The organism is Kosakonia oryziphila (genome assembly GCF_900094795.1).
Classification (GTDB): domain Bacteria; phylum Pseudomonadota; class Gammaproteobacteria; order Enterobacterales; family Enterobacteriaceae; genus Kosakonia; species Kosakonia oryziphila.
In genome coordinates, this window is the sequence record NZ_FMBC01000059.1 from 15,328 (window position 1) to 29,313 (window position 13,986).

At 54.0% G+C, this 13,986-nt stretch carries 12 protein-coding genes and 2 pseudogenes; 6 read left to right on the top strand and 8 right to left on the bottom strand.

Annotated features, from left to right (window positions below):
• Positions 1-131: 131 nt before the first annotated feature.
• The 3 genes and pseudogenes from GA0061070_RS21150 to GA0061070_RS21160 all read right to left on the bottom strand — a co-directional run bounded on the left by GA0061070_RS21150 (position 132) and on the right by GA0061070_RS21160 (position 2,568).
• A complete protein-coding gene (locus tag GA0061070_RS21150) occupies positions 132-788 on the bottom strand; it encodes a GntR family transcriptional regulator (protein WP_090138167.1) in 657 nt (218 codons plus the stop codon).
• 251 nt (positions 789-1,039) lie between these two features.
• Positions 1,040-1,918 (bottom strand): annotated as a pseudogene (locus tag GA0061070_RS21155) (NADP-dependent oxidoreductase); the annotation flags it as partial.
• 74 nt (positions 1,919-1,992) lie between these two features.
• Entirely contained in the window at positions 1,993-2,568 is a 576-nt protein-coding gene (locus GA0061070_RS21160) for a helix-turn-helix domain-containing protein (protein ID WP_090138169.1), read from the bottom strand.
• A 37-nt stretch (positions 2,569-2,605) separates the two neighbouring features.
• On the opposite strand from GA0061070_RS21160, the gene GA0061070_RS21165 reads away from it, so the two are divergent.
• Together GA0061070_RS21165 and GA0061070_RS21170 are read left to right on the top strand one after the other, a co-directional pair.
• Entirely contained in the window at positions 2,606-3,121 is a 516-nt protein-coding gene (locus tag GA0061070_RS21165) for a GNAT family N-acetyltransferase (protein ID WP_090138171.1), read from the top strand.
• Complete coding sequence (locus GA0061070_RS21170; RefSeq protein ID WP_090138173.1) at positions 3,121-3,570, top strand: DMT family transporter; 450 nt, start codon at positions 3,121-3,123, stop codon at positions 3,568-3,570. Before GA0061070_RS21165 ends, GA0061070_RS21170 begins: the two co-directional genes overlap by 1 nt.
• Here GA0061070_RS21170 and GA0061070_RS21175 read toward each other — a convergent pair whose 3' ends face one another.
• Complete coding sequence (locus GA0061070_RS21175; protein ID WP_090138175.1) at positions 3,571-3,804, bottom strand: YdcY family protein; 234 nt, start codon at positions 3,802-3,804, stop codon at positions 3,571-3,573.
• A 10-nt stretch (positions 3,805-3,814) separates the two neighbouring features.
• Entirely contained in the window at positions 3,815-5,413 is a 1,599-nt protein-coding gene (locus tag GA0061070_RS21180) for an ABC transporter substrate-binding protein (protein WP_090138177.1), read from the bottom strand.
• A 279-nt stretch (positions 5,414-5,692) separates the two neighbouring features.
• Here GA0061070_RS21180 and GA0061070_RS21185 point away from each other — a divergent pair, with 279 nt between their 5' ends.
• The 3 genes from GA0061070_RS21185 to GA0061070_RS21195 are packed head-to-tail and all read left to right on the top strand — an operon-like array spanning position 5,693 to position 12,190.
• Positions 5,693-7,033 (top strand): SrfA family protein, encoded by a 1,341-nt coding sequence (locus GA0061070_RS21185; RefSeq protein ID WP_090138179.1) that lies wholly within the window; start codon positions 5,693-5,695, stop codon positions 7,031-7,033.
• 4 nt (positions 7,034-7,037) lie between these two features.
• The gene (locus tag GA0061070_RS21190; RefSeq protein WP_090138189.1) at positions 7,038-10,019 is read left to right on the top strand and encodes a virulence factor SrfB; all 2,982 of its coding nucleotides are present in this window, start codon (positions 7,038-7,040) and stop codon (positions 10,017-10,019) included.
• On the top strand, positions 10,016-12,190 hold the full coding sequence (locus GA0061070_RS21195) for a virulence factor SrfC family protein (RefSeq protein ID WP_090138181.1): 2,175 nt from the start codon (positions 10,016-10,018) through the stop codon (positions 12,188-12,190). Before GA0061070_RS21190 ends, GA0061070_RS21195 begins: the two co-directional genes overlap by 4 nt.
• 56 nt (positions 12,191-12,246) lie before the next feature.
• Here the strand turns inward: GA0061070_RS21195 and GA0061070_RS21200 are convergent, their stop codons facing one another.
• The 3 genes from GA0061070_RS21200 to GA0061070_RS21210 all read right to left on the bottom strand — a co-directional run bounded on the left by GA0061070_RS21200 (position 12,247) and on the right by GA0061070_RS21210 (position 13,510).
• The gene (locus tag GA0061070_RS21200; RefSeq protein ID WP_090138184.1) at positions 12,247-13,008 is read right to left on the bottom strand and encodes an alpha/beta fold hydrolase; all 762 of its coding nucleotides are present in this window, start codon (positions 13,006-13,008) and stop codon (positions 12,247-12,249) included.
• Positions 13,009-13,074: 66 nt separating this feature from the next.
• Complete coding sequence (locus GA0061070_RS21205) at positions 13,075-13,248, bottom strand: GhoT/OrtT family toxin (protein ID WP_090138185.1); 174 nt, start codon at positions 13,246-13,248, stop codon at positions 13,075-13,077.
• 88 nt (positions 13,249-13,336) lie between these two features.
• The gene (locus GA0061070_RS21210; RefSeq protein ID WP_064569008.1) at positions 13,337-13,510 is read right to left on the bottom strand and encodes a GhoT/OrtT family toxin; all 174 of its coding nucleotides are present in this window, start codon (positions 13,508-13,510) and stop codon (positions 13,337-13,339) included.
• Between the two features lie 230 nt (positions 13,511-13,740).
• Here GA0061070_RS21210 and GA0061070_RS21215 point away from each other — a divergent pair.
• Positions 13,741-13,986, top strand: a pseudogene (locus tag GA0061070_RS21215) (IS4-like element ISEc60 family transposase); the annotation flags it as partial.

The following is a 13,986-nucleotide window of genomic DNA, read 5'->3' on the forward strand; positions in this document are numbered from 1 at the left end:
GGGAGTGCGTGGATTTCAGGCATTAACTGGTCTTATAAGTGAAAAACGTGATATGGATGCGTCCCAATGACAAATTTTTGTTGGGCTGCATCCATGATTTAGGTTAAGTGATTGTATTTAAGAAAAATAGCTCAGCGATAAAATTGCTTATGAAGAATGTTTGCGCCCTCATCAATGGCGCGCCATATTCCGCGTTCGCTGGCAAAAGCATCACCTTCTTCAAGTGCGGCTAATAAATCTGAATAATCGTGACTGCGTGTTAACTCATCCGAGTGTGGATAAAGATAATTAAAACATGGCCCAATGCGTACCCATAATTGCTCAATCAGGGCTGTCAATGTCGGCATACCCGCCTGCTGGTAAATCGAAAAACGAAAAATCCGATTTGCCTGCAACATCTGCTCGGTTTGGCCACTTTTTAGTGTTTCGTGGAAAGCCGCAGCTAACGCACGCAACTCCCTGATCCTTTCGGGGGTCATACTTTGACTGGCGGCTCGGGCAGCCATCCCTTCAAGGTTTTTGCGTATCTGGTTGATTTCACTATAGCGCTCGAGGCCGACCTCGGGCACTAAAAATGCCTGCGCTGGCGTGGCGTGCAGCGCGCCTGCGGAGACTAATCGCAAAAGCGCTTCCCTTACCGGAGTAATGCTGGTACCCAACTGATCTGCTATTTCTTTCGTGATAAGCCGCGCGCCAGGTTTTAGCGCACCAATAATAAGCGCATTCTTCAGACTCGACTCCACCTGCATAGTGAGACTGGTTCGTTGCGCTTTTTCCAAATCAAGCATGTTTGCATCCTGTATAATTTCTTATTTATTTTCAGCCTGGTAGCGTGTCCGTAATGATTAAAGTATATTATATAAACATGACTGGTATTGGTTTGTCGCTTAAAAGATGTAGCTACTAATTAGTTATTATGCACAACTACCAGGAACCGACTTCACAAGGTTATCAGTTCCTTATGCCTGTCTAATTAAAGACGTTTTTTCGGATTTTGCACAATTTCTGGTGGCAGTTTTTTTTCGCCGCCATCAGTCGCTTAGCGTGATGGCCCAACTTGCACGACGACTTTGCCAAAGTTTCGACCTTCCAGCATACCGATAAACGTCTGCGGTGCTTGCTCAAGACCTTCTGTGAGTTGCTCACGGTAGTGAATCATTTCCTGTTTTACCCATTTACCCATTTCTTGCTGGAATTCATTAATTCGGTGACCGTAATCCTGCGAAATAATAAATCCCTGCAACCGAATTCGTTTTTTAAGCAGTGTTGCCATTAATAACGGAATACGATCCGGGCCATCAGGAAGTTCGGTGGCGTTATAACCGCTGACTAATCCGCAAAGCGGAATTCGTGCCTGAGTATTTAATAAGGGAAGCACAGCATCAAAGACTTTGCCGCCGACATTTTCGAAATAGATATCGATCCCTTGTGGGCAGGCTATCGCCAATTGTTCGGCAAAATCCTCCGCATGATGGTCGAGACAGAGATCAAAACCGAGCACCTCCACGGCATGTCGGCACTTCTCTTTGCCCCCGGCGACCCCGACAACACGACATCCCTTGATTTTACCAATCTGCCCGACCGTTGCGCCGACCGGGCCGGTTGCAGCGGCAACAACCAGCGTTTCCCCCGCTTTCGGCTGACCGATATCAAGCAGCCCCATGTAGGCGGCAAACCCCGGCATACCGAGAATACCCAGCGACCAGGAAGGATGCTGTGGATCTTTACCAAGGTTGATCACATCGTCACCGCTGGCGATGTCGTAATCCTGCCAGCCGCTGTAGGCCAGCACCCAGTCACCTTCGGCAAAATCCGGATGCAGTGAACTGACCACGCGGCTGACCGTCGCGCCGCACATCACTTCGCCGATTTTTACCGGTGGCGAGTAGGATGGCGCATCGCTCATGCGACCGCGCACTTTGTACCCAGCGTCGCCACCACGACCAATTACGGGACACAGCCTGATCGTTTCCTGCCAGCAGTGCGTTAACATTATGTCCCTGCATGGTTGAGCCGCACCACCAGATAACGGCAAGGCGCGCCGCTCTCGTTGATAAAGCGGCAGTCGTTTGGTGGCCCGAGTTCCAGGCAATCCCCTGCTTTCATTTCGTGCCGCGTATCGCCTTCAATAAACACCAACTCGCCTTCCTGCAACCAAATTAACTGCCGCGCCAGCGCATAAGAAGAAGCGGGCATCGGAATATCGCTGCCGGTTGGCAGATCGATTTGCACCATATCGATAGGCAGATCGCTACGCGGCGAAACGTGGCGGCGCAGGTAGTGGCTTTGTGGATCGCGCCATACCGGCTGATCGGCATAACGCAGCAATTTTCCTTCCTGCATTTCGGCGCGGGCAATTAAAGTCGACATGCTGATGCCGAACGCGCCGGAAAGCCGCGCCAGCAGCGCCGCCGTTGGGCTGCTTTCAGCGCGTTCGATTTTGTGGATCATCGCCCGCGAAACGCCCGCGCGTTCGGCCAGTTCGCTTAATGACCAACCGCGGGATTCACGTTCAACGCGAATTCGGGCACTGATCCGTTGATTTATATTGTCTGAGATAGTATTCATATCGTAACACTATAGTGTACAAATCAGAGGTTCAACAATGAATATTCGTTTTGCCGGGAAAGAAGATTGTGCCGCCATTGCCGGGATCTACAACCATGCAGTGGTGAATACCGCCGCCATCTGGAACAACCAAACGGTCGATGTCGAGAACCGTATTGCCTGGTTTGAAACGCGTGCCAGGCTGGGTTATCCGGTGCTGGTCAGTGAAGAAAATGGCGCGGTCACCGGTTACGCTTCATTCGGTGACTGGCGCGCTTTCGATGGTTTTCGCCACACCGTTGAACACTCGGTATATGTTCATCCCAAACATCAGGGCAAAGGCCTCGGGCTGGCGCTAATGGAACGCCTGATTGAAGAGGCCAGACGTATTGGCAAACATGTGATGGTGGCGGCGATTGAGTCGCAAAACCACGGCTCTATTCATCTGCACAGTAAACTTGGGTTTGTCACGACCGGGGAAATGCCGCAGGTTGGCACCAAGTTTGGCCGCTGGCTCGATTTAACTTTTATGCAGTTACAGCTTGATAACCGTACCGATCCGGATGCTATCTGATGAACCAGTCGCTGACACTCACCTTTTTGATCGCTGCCGGGATTGGCCTGGTGGTGCAAAACACGCTGATGGTGCGTATTACCCAGTCGGCCTCGACGATCCTTATCGCCATGTTGCTCAACTCATTGGTGGGTATTGTGCTGTTTGTCTCGATATTGCTGATCAAGCACGGGATGAGTGGGTTTCAGGAGCTGTACGCCAGCGTGAAGTGGTGGACATTAATTCCCGGTCTGCTGGGGTCGTTTTTTGTCTTTGCCAGCATCAGTGGTTATCAATACGTTGGCGCAGCAACAACCATTGCAGTTCTGGTGGCAAGCCAGCTAATTGGTGGGCTGGTGATGGATGTGGTGAGAAGTCAGGGGATCGCCCTGCGGGCGCTGATTAGCCCGGTGTGCGGCGCGGTACTGCTGGTAATTGGCGCCTGGCTGGTGGCCAGACGCCAGTTTTGATTACAGGATTGATCCACCTTTGGTGAGCTGGTCATGGCGCGCTTCCATATCTTCTTTATGCTGGCGGCCATGATGCGCAATCGCCGTTCGCAGGCGCTGCTGCTGCGCGTAGCGCTCTTCCCTGCTTAGCGCGGCGTCATCGCTGAGTTCAACCAGTAGTTCGTTCATCCCGATAATAACGCTCTGTTCAATGGCCGCATCAACGCGAGCGACAACCTCATCCAGATGTGACATATCCACTCCTTTAATTCAATTTCGCTTTCGAGAAATCACTACCCATCAGGCTAACCTGGTAACCGGTCACATTGCTACGCGTGGCGTAGAAGGTTTTACCGTTCGCCAGCGCAATCCACGGTGCCTGCTGGTAGAAGATATCCTGTGCCTGGCCGTACAGTTTGGCGCGCGCTGCCGGATCGCTGACCACTTTGGCCTTCTGCACCAGCGCATCATAGCCTTTATCGCACCATCGTGCGGCGTTGGCGCCGGTTTTAATGCTGTTACAGCCCAGCAGAGTATCGGCGAAGTTATCCGGGTCGCCATTATCCGACATCCAACCGAACAGTGCAGTGTCGTGCTCGCCTTTACGCATTCCGGCCAGATACTCGCCCCATTCGAAAGAGACAATCTTCGCTTTCACGCCCACTTTCGCCCAGTCGCTCTGGATCATCTCGGCGATACGGCGTGAGTTCGGGTTATATGGACGTTGTACCGGCATTGACCATAGCGTGGCTTCAAAACCCTTCTCCAGACCCGCCTGCTTCAGCAGCGCTTTGGCTTTTTGCGGATCGTAGCTGTAGTCCGGCAGATCTTTGTTATATCCCAGCATATTCGGCGGTAGCGGCGATTTCGCCACGCTGCCAGAACCGAGAAATACGGCGTTAACGATCGCCTGCTTATCGGTAGCGTAGCTCAGCGCCTGACGCACCAGGACGTTATCAAACGGTTTTTTCTCCGTGTTAAACGCCAGATAACCGACGTTCAGCGCATCAACGGTATGCAGCGTCAAATCTTTATTCTTTTTGATCTGATCGAACTGCACCGGTGATGGCGCCGGAATGATCTGACACTCGTTGGTTTGCAACTTCGCAAGGCGCGTCTGTACGTCCGGGGTGATAGAGAAAATCAGGTGCCTGGTTGGCACCGGGCCTTCCCAATAGTTCGGGTTGGCAAGATAGCGAATTTGCGCATCGGTTTTGTATTGCTGCAACACATAGGGGCCAGTGCCAATCGGCCAGTTGTCGACATTTTCCGGCGTGCCTTTTTTCAGCATCGCATCGGCGTATTCTGCTGAGAGAATAGAGGCGAAATCCATTCCCCAGTCGGCAAGGAATGCAGCGTTCGGTTCGTTTAGCACAAACTGGACATGGTAATCGTCTACCTTTTTCACCTCTTTGATCAGCTTATCAAGGCCAACATCGGTGAAATATTCGTAATTACCCTGCGATACATTGTGATACGGGTGTTTTGCGTCCATCTGCCGCATGACGGAGAAAATCACGTCATCGGCGTTGAAATCGCGCGTCGGTTTAAAATATTTATTACTGTTGAATTTAACCCCCTGGCGCAGCGTAAATGTCCAGGTTTTTCCATCTTCCGACACTTTCCATTCCGTTGCCAGTGATGGAATCGGGGTATTTTTCACCGGATCGAAGGTTACCAGCCGGTTATAAAGCACCTGCGAGCTGGCAACAAAGGTAGGCCCGGAACTGGCAATTTGCGGGTTAAAAGATTCAGGTGATGCTTCGGAGCAGTAGACGATGGTGTCGTTAGACGCTGCCCATGCAGCACTTGCCGGTAACAGTGTGCTCAGCACGAGAGCGAGTAGCGTTTTCCCTGTAGACATTATCAGGACCTTCTTATTTATATGGAATAAATAATCTCAGCACAGCTCAGGTGGTCTGGCAAATAATGATTCTCTATCAGGTTATGCTAAAGCGGTTGATTTCGCTGAAATATCAACCATCATTACGCTTGAAATTTATCTTAAGTAATTTTCGCGGCGTCAAGTCTGATTGATGTTATCTATGCATCGAGAATTCAATGGTTTTGCAGTCTCCTCTTCCTTTTGCTGACGACAAGTTTGCGTATAGTAGACGCGTAAAGAAGCCTATGGGATGAAAACGTGGCAAAAACTCTCTTACGCAGCGGCGATCTGGATGACTTCCAGGCCGTGGGCGGCGGCGGTCAGGCCGTATTTGATTCGGCGTTACAAATTCGTGAAGCACTGCGTCTGCGCAAACAGCAAGCGCTGGTTGACTGTCTGGCAATACCTCAGGTCAATGATGAAGGCGATCGTGTCGACTGGTACTCCCCCGTCGATGGTCGTCCGGTTTCGTGGAAAGCCGCTGATGAAGAGGTGCGCAGCCGCGCCCGCGAGTACCTCGAAAAGACCCTCGACAGCGCTTATACGCTGAGCCGCAAATGCCTGCAATCGCAGAAAACAGCGCAACAGCTTTTTGGTTCACTGCTGGAAAAAGCGCTGCAATTTCCCGGTGAAAACCACGTTTTCCTCGTCGATGGCAAGCCAGTTATCACCTTCTGGGGATTCGTCAACCTCAATGAAAGCGCGCGCGAAAATGTGCTCGATTGTCTGCGCAAACCGGAACCCGAAGTACCGGAAATCACCATGCTGCCGGAACCGGAGCCAGAAGAAGAACCTGCTGTTGAAGTTATCTTCAGCCAGGCGGATGCGCCGCTGTTAAGCCCGCCGCCAGAAATCAAGGTGCAGCCCGAACCGGTTGAAGAACCGCCTGTGCAAGTCACGACGACACCAGAACCCGCTCCGGTTGCCGCGACGCCTGCAAAAAAACGCCGTCGCTACGGTCTGTGGGCGTTGCCGGTTGCCGTCGCGGCGGCTATTGCCACTCCGCTGCTACTGAAGCAACAAGAGGTTCCGGCGCCCGCGCCGGTGGTGGCAAAAGCTGAACCTGTCGACATTGCGCCACCCGTCATGCAGGCCGCACCAATTCCTGCGCTGACGACGAAGTTGCCGTTGCACCAGGCAGAAGTCTCTGCCCTTGGCGAATCCGTGTCCGAGAAACCCACCGGGAAAGAGTCTGTAGTGATCTCCGCCATTCCGAAAGGTGCGCTGGTAATGGACGCTGTCGAGGTGAAAATTGGTTCAACCAAATTCCTTAATGGTAGCTGGCGCGTTGATCTGGATGTTAAAGATCCAGTGACCGGCAAAGCGCCTGTGGTGCGTTACCAAATCCAGAACAATAAAGGTTCAGCACGCATTGTTCACGGTAAGAACATTACCTGCCGCGCAGAGCTCTTCTCTGGTCTGCACGGAACCGGCGAATTGTTGGTTAAAAGTCGCGGTAACGCGCGGTGCAGTGATGGTACCCGTTACCCTATGCCGGACATTTCCTGTAAAGCAGGCAGCAACGACGTAGCCGTGTGCAGCGCACATTTTGACGCCAAAACCACCGTTCCGGTAACGTTCAGAAAGACAGGTGACTGAGTTTATGCTGGTTAATCTTTGCGACTACAAACAGAGCGTAACGCTGATTGCTAACAGCGGCGTGCAGTTTCTTGATTTTGGTGTGACGCCGCAGGATTCGGCCAACAGCGGCCGTTTTGTGCGTAAAACGGCCAATGGTCCGCTGCTGCGACTCGATTTTGATGTGGTAAACGAGCGGTATACCCTGCCGAACCGTGATGGCGGTCAGCCGGAAGTGGTCAAGCCTGAAAGCACCCACTTGTTGCAGTATTCGCTGTCGATCCTTGATGGCGTCTGGCTGCCGGTGCCTTTTTTGCGCTTTAACCCGCCGCGTACTTTTGTTGAAGGGCCGGATAACTGGGCGCGAGTGCAGATCCGTAAATTGAGCGAGCCGGACAGCGCGGGCAATACGCACCGCATTGCACTGGCGCTCGACAGCCAGATCAACGACAACTCTCCGGCTTCTCTGGCCCCACTGGAGAACGATATCCTTAACGGTACGCGCTTTGCGCTGGCCTGGCATGATGATGAAGTCGCCGATTTCCTTGATCAAACCTGGGTTGACGGCTGGCTACGGGAAGCCTTCTTACACTATATTTCGCAACATGAAAGCCGCAGCGAACGTGAAATCACGCAAGCGCTGCGCGGTTTTGAATACCAGGCGCACTGGCTTAACCTGATGACCCTGCTCGGCTCACAATTGCAGGTGCCAGAAGTCAAAATTGTCACCCACACGCTGAGCACCCCGGCGATTCCGGTCGATCTGATTCTCGATGTCGGTAACACCCACACCTGCGGCGTGATCATTGAAGATCATGGCGATGCCAACGATGGTTTGCGCCAGACGGCAGAGTTACAGGTGCGATCGCTCAGCGAACCGCAATTCCTTAACGAACCGTTATTTACCAGCCGGCTGGAATTTTCGGAAGCGCGTTTTGGTAAACAGCACTTCTCGGTGGAGAGCGGGCGTGAAGATGCATTCGTCTGGCCGTCGATTGTGCGCGTCGGCGATGAAGCGCGCAAACTGGCGATGCAGCGCGTCGGCACTGAAGGCAACAGCGGGATCTCCAGCCCACGCCGTTATTTGTGGGATGAAACCCCGGTGTTGCAGGACTGGCGCTTTAGCCAGATGAACAGCAAAACACAGCGCGAACCGCTGGCTACCGCTTTCCCGCTGATGAACCTGATGAACGATGAAGGCCAACCGCTCTACAGCCTGCCGCTTGATGAGCGTTTGCCGGTCTTCTCGCCGCAGTATAGCCGCAGCACGTTGATGACCCATATGTTGTGTGAATTGCTGTCGCAGGCGCTGGGGCAAATTAACAGCGTGGCGACGCGTTTGCGCCTCGGTTTCCCGGCGTCTCCACGCCAGTTGCGCACCATTATTTTGACCCTGCCTTCCGCCATGCCGAAGCAGGAGCGTGAAATCTTCCGCCGTCGTATGTTTGAAGCGATCGCACTGGTGTGGAAAGCGATGGGCTGGCATCCGCAGGATGAAGACTTCGCCAACCGCAAGCAACAGGAAAAGAGCGTAGTGCCGGTTCCGCATATTCAGATGGAGTGGGACGAAGCGAGCTGCGGACAACTGGTGTGGCTGTATAACGAAGCGATCTCTCGTTTTGCCGGGCAGACGGAAACCTTCTTTGCTTCCCTCGCCCGCCCGGATCGCGCAGAAGCCCCCGGCGCAGTAAAAGGCCGTTCGCTGCGCGTTGCCTCTGTCGATATTGGCGGCGGCACCACCGATATGGCGATCACCCATTATCAGCTTGACGATGGCACCGGCAGTAACGTCAAAATCACCCCGCAACTGCTGTTTCGCGAAGGGTTTAAAGTGGCGGGTGATGACATCCTGCTGGATATTATCCAGCGCTGTGTGCTGCCTGCGCTGCAAACGCAAATGCAAAAAGCGGGCATCAGCGATGCGGCGGCGATTATGGCGACACTGTTTGGCGACTCCGGGCGTATTGATACGCAGGCGGTGTTGCGCCAGCAGACCACGCTGCAACTGTTTATGCCGATCGGCCATGCAATCCTTGCTGCCTGGGAAGAGAGTGATATCAACGATGCGCTGGCCGGATTGCATGCGACCTTTGGCGAACTGCTTAAGCAACAGCCGACGCGTAATGTGATGAATTATCTGCGTCAGGCGATCGAGCATGCCTTGCCGTCCGGCTCAGCGGAGTTCGACGTGCTTTCCGTGCCGTTGCAGGTCAATTTCCGCGAATTGCAGGATGCGATGCTGAACGGGCAATTTACGCTTACCGCTCCGCTGCATGCGGTGTGCGAAGCCATTTCCCACTACAGTTGCGACGTGTTGCTGATCACTGGTCGTCCGGGTTGTCTGCCGGGCGTGCAGGCGCTGATCCGCCATTTACAGCCTGTTCCGGTTAACCGCATGATCTGGTTGGATAAATACCGTGTACATGAGTGGTATCCCTTCAGCCAGCAGGGCAAAATCGGTAACCCGAAATCAACCGCGGCGGTCGGTGCGATGCTGTGTAGCCTGGCGCTGGATCTGCGTCTGCCGCGCTTTAACTTCAAGGCTGCTGACATTGGTGCTTATTCCACTGTGCGCTACCTTGGTGTACTGGATAACGTGGTTAACACACTGCGCGATGAAAACATCTGGTATCACGATATTGATCTCGATAAACCGGGCGCCAAGCTCGATGCCAGGCTGCACTTCCCGCTGCGCGGCAATGTGACGCTGGGGTTCCGCCAGTTAGCTAACGCCCGCTGGCCTGCCACGCCGCTCTACACACTGAGCATTAACTCGCAGGATCTGGCGAAAACCATCGCTGGCGATGGCGTATTAAACGTGCGTCTTGCCTTTAGCGGCGGCAACAAACATCACGGCCCGGAATCCTTCACGCTGAGCGAGGCCTGGTTGCAGGACGGAACGCCGGTGCCTGCCGACGCATTAACTTTTAAACTGAATACGTTGGCCGACCGCCGCCATAGCGGTAGTCACTACTGGATCGACAGCGGGAGTGTGTATCTGAAATGAGTGCGAGCGTAAACACCACCCAGGCGTTGAGCGCATGGATTAACGAGAACCGGAGACTTTCACCGCTGCTGGATGATGATGCCGACGCGCTGCTGGCACGCCTGAATGCTGCCGCCGCCGGTGAAACCGCGCTGCGCGACGCCGTTGACGCGCCCTGCACCATCGGCCTGTATGGCCATTCGCAGGCGGCGAAAGCCCATCTGCTCGGCGCGCTGTGCGGCAGCGGTAACGGGAGGCTGGATGTGCGCCCGGGCGACAAAACGCTGGATTACTTTACCCACATCAATCCGGGTCACGCGCTGACCAGCATGGCGTTGCGTTTCAGCCCGGATCACTCGCCGATGGACGACAGTTTTCCGCTCTGTTTACGCATTATCAGCGAAGCCGAATTGGTGCAGTTGTTCATTGCCCATTCCCGGCAGCAGCCGGAATTGCGCGCGGCCGATAAAGCGGTTATCGAAAGCCGGGTCGCGAAATGGCGCACCCTGCGCCAGCCGAATCCGGTACCTGGGATCACCGCCGAAGAGATTGGCGGTATTGCCCGTTTCTGGCGCTCGATAACGCCTTCGTCGCAGCAGCAAATGGACGATGCGTTGTGGTATCAGTTCGCCAGCCTGTTGCCGCAACTGGATCTCAGCGCGCGCGCCAGCGCGTGGTCGTTATTATGGGGCGAGCAACACGAACTGACACAGCACTGGCTGGCGCTGGCGCACATCCTGCACCAGACCGGTAATGCCAGCGAACTGGCCGCGCCGTTAAGTGTTCTGGTCGACAGCTTCGCCTTGCCGACAGAAGGTTTTTTAACCCCGGCGGACCCCGGCAACGCAGAGATTCATGATGAAGTGGTGGTACATCCCTGGGCCAACGATCAACGACTCAATGCGGTCAGTATTCCGCTGGCGACGCTGGCGCTGATCACCCGCGAATTGGTGCTGCCGGTGGAAAACAGTGCGTTGCCATCGGTGGATATTCTTGAGATCCCGACACCCGGCCCGCAGGACGGTCAACCGCTCTGGCGTAGTAAATGCCGCTGGCTGCTGGAGAGCTATCGCCAGCGTTTACAGCCGGATGTGCTGATGATCTGCAACGCCACGCTGGAGCGTTCGACCACCGCAGCCACTGCCCGCGCCCTGCTCAACTGGGTAAAAGAGACGCAATCAGGCCAGGAGGCCGCTCTGCCGGGCCTGGTCTGGGCTATTACGCCACATGATGCGCGTTTTACGCTGGCGCAGAACCTGGATGAAGCCGTCCAGCAGTTGATCGGCAAACCGGGCCAGCATTGGGGCACATTGCAAGCGCTGGATGCCAGCAGTCTGCAACGCTTGCTGGCATGGTTAGCGCAGGCTACCGCGCCGGATCTGCGTCAACAGCGTTTGAAAGCGCTGGCAGAGCGCCATCATCATGCACTGCGCGAACTGCTGCAAACATGGCTTGTCAGCCCGGAGAAGGACGCGACCACCCAGCGTACCCGCGCTGAAGCTGTTGTGCGCGAATTGCAGGGGCAGGCTTCCCGTCACGGTGAATTGCTGGAAGGTTTGCAGCCGGATATGCAGCAGTTCGACACGCTGTGGAAAGTACAACAGCCGCGCGAAGAGAAAGTCAGCGGCTTATTTAATGATGCAATCGATCTGTTTGCCGAATCGCCGGACAACACGGAACAGCAGCCGCAAAGCAAAGATGTCGGTCAGCAGGCGCATGCGCTGTGGGTTAACCATGTTCGCCAGTGGAGCCGCAACGACGACAATGCCGCGCGTCTTGGACTCACCCCGGCGGCCCTGCGCCAGATGACGGAAATTGTGATTGTCAGTAGCTACCGCCTGCATCTGCCGGAGCAACTGCAGGCCATCATGCAGCGTGATACTGCTTGCGCCGCGCAGTTGCATGCTGCGATTGGTAACTTTGTCGCCTGGCTCGGTTATGCATCGGTGGCGGAAGCCGATCGCCCGGCCAGCCGCGTGCAGAAAGGTTGCGCCATTTTCGCTACCGGTTCGGTGGAAGCGAGCAACACGCGCTTAACCCGGCTGAGCGAGCAGCCGGTTCACGCCGCCACCCGCTATGTTTACGACTGGCTGGTTGCGCTCTATCACCGGGCAACGGAAAATATTGGCTACCGCCACCCGCTGGATATCACCCCGGCGGCGCGCAGGAAGCTGAAGTCTTTATTGCCGTAAGCTAAAACGAATGCAGTAAAAGCAGAAACCCGGTTGGTATTACGCGCCGGGTTTTTTTATTCGTATTCAGTAATAAAGCGATTTAACGTCTGCGCCAGCGCGGCGGGCTTCTCCCAGGACATCGAATGTCCCGCCTCAGCAATCACCTGTACCGGGATCCCCTGTTTTCGAACCGCCTCTTCGTCAGCATCCGGCAGCGAAAGCGCACCAAAGATCAGCGTTTTTGGCCGCGATAAATTGACAAACAGCGTCATCCATGTTGGCTCGATACCGTCGACCAGGCTTTTTGCCCCACGCCAGACTGCCCACGGCGCATTGCTTTGCAGGCACCCGGCCCACGCGGTTTTCTCCTGTGCCAGCATTGCCGCGTAACCGCTGGTGACAAACCCCGCTTCATCCTGGCTGGCAATCTGGCGGCTGAACATACCACCGCCGGGATAAAAATTGGGTTCCGAGACTGCCAGACCGTTAACACGCTCCGCTAGCTGCGCCGCCACTTCAATGGCGATGCTGCCGCCCATACTGTGGCCGTAGAGCCAGAAAGCCTGCATATCGAGCTTATCCAGCAGTTCCACCACCACTTTCGCCTGCTCGCTGGTGCGATAGGAGAAACTGGCTGGCCGTTCGCTGTAACCGCTACCGGGTAAATCAATAAGGATGGCGCGCCTGCCACCAAATGCGGGATCGGCAACCACACGCGGATATTCAAACGATGATGCGCAGCCCAGCCCGTGGATAAACACCAGCGGATCGCCGTGCCCCGGCAGATCGTGCCAACGCACCTGCCCCTGAGCATAAAGTGAATAGAATGTGTTCATGAGGTTTCCCTTTTATCGGACTACTGTAATTATATACAGTTCCCCAATAAAAGGGAGAGATGGCGATCAAAAGAGTGAAAACAGTAACGCGACAGGAAAACTGATGGGCCAGGTCGCACCAACAAGTACTGCGCTGAGGAGCCGGACTTTGCGGCTGTCACGGGCCAGAAAGTACGTTGCTATACCGGAAACTACCGCTATTACAACGTAGAAGATAAGCAGTTTTGTGTAGAGTTCCAACGCATGCCTCCTGTCCTTAGGTAAACATCCAGTTAATATGTTGCCCTAATTTTCAACAGGATATCGTTTTATTCGTCACGCTTTATGATCAGAAAATCGAGAACAACAACGCCACGGGAAAACTCATTGGCCAGGTGGAGCCGACCAGAAAGGCGCTAAGCAACCGAATGCGTTTACGGTCATGAGAAAGGAACCAGGTAATCAGCGCGCAAATCAGCGCCATCACAGCGTAGAAAACCAACATTTTTTGATATAACGACATAACAAACATTAACCAGAAAGTAACAAAACGTGCTAAATATGCTCTAAATGTTGATATTTATCAAGTTTAATTGCGTTTGCAACAATCTGCATTATTGGCGATTTTGATTTAACTTACTGAAGAAGGTAAAAAAACGGGGTTTACCCCTGGGGAATCCCCAGAAAAATGGGACAGGCATAGTGTGATGTGATCTAATTGATTGTGCTAACAATTTCAAGGAAATCACCACTATGCCTGCGCGTTCATTATGCCGAAAATTTCTTAAGAATATACTGAAGCCCCTGCATCTTTACCGTCAAAAAGCACTGATTGACGCAACCAGTGCTGTAATAAATGGCGCATCCCTTACGCTTACCAGTATCGGACGTCATTTGACTGGAACTGCATCAGTTAAAAACAAAATAAAGCGGGTGGATCGACTGCTGGGGAACCCCCATCTGCAAAATGAGGTTTCCACCATTTTTCATCGGGTTACG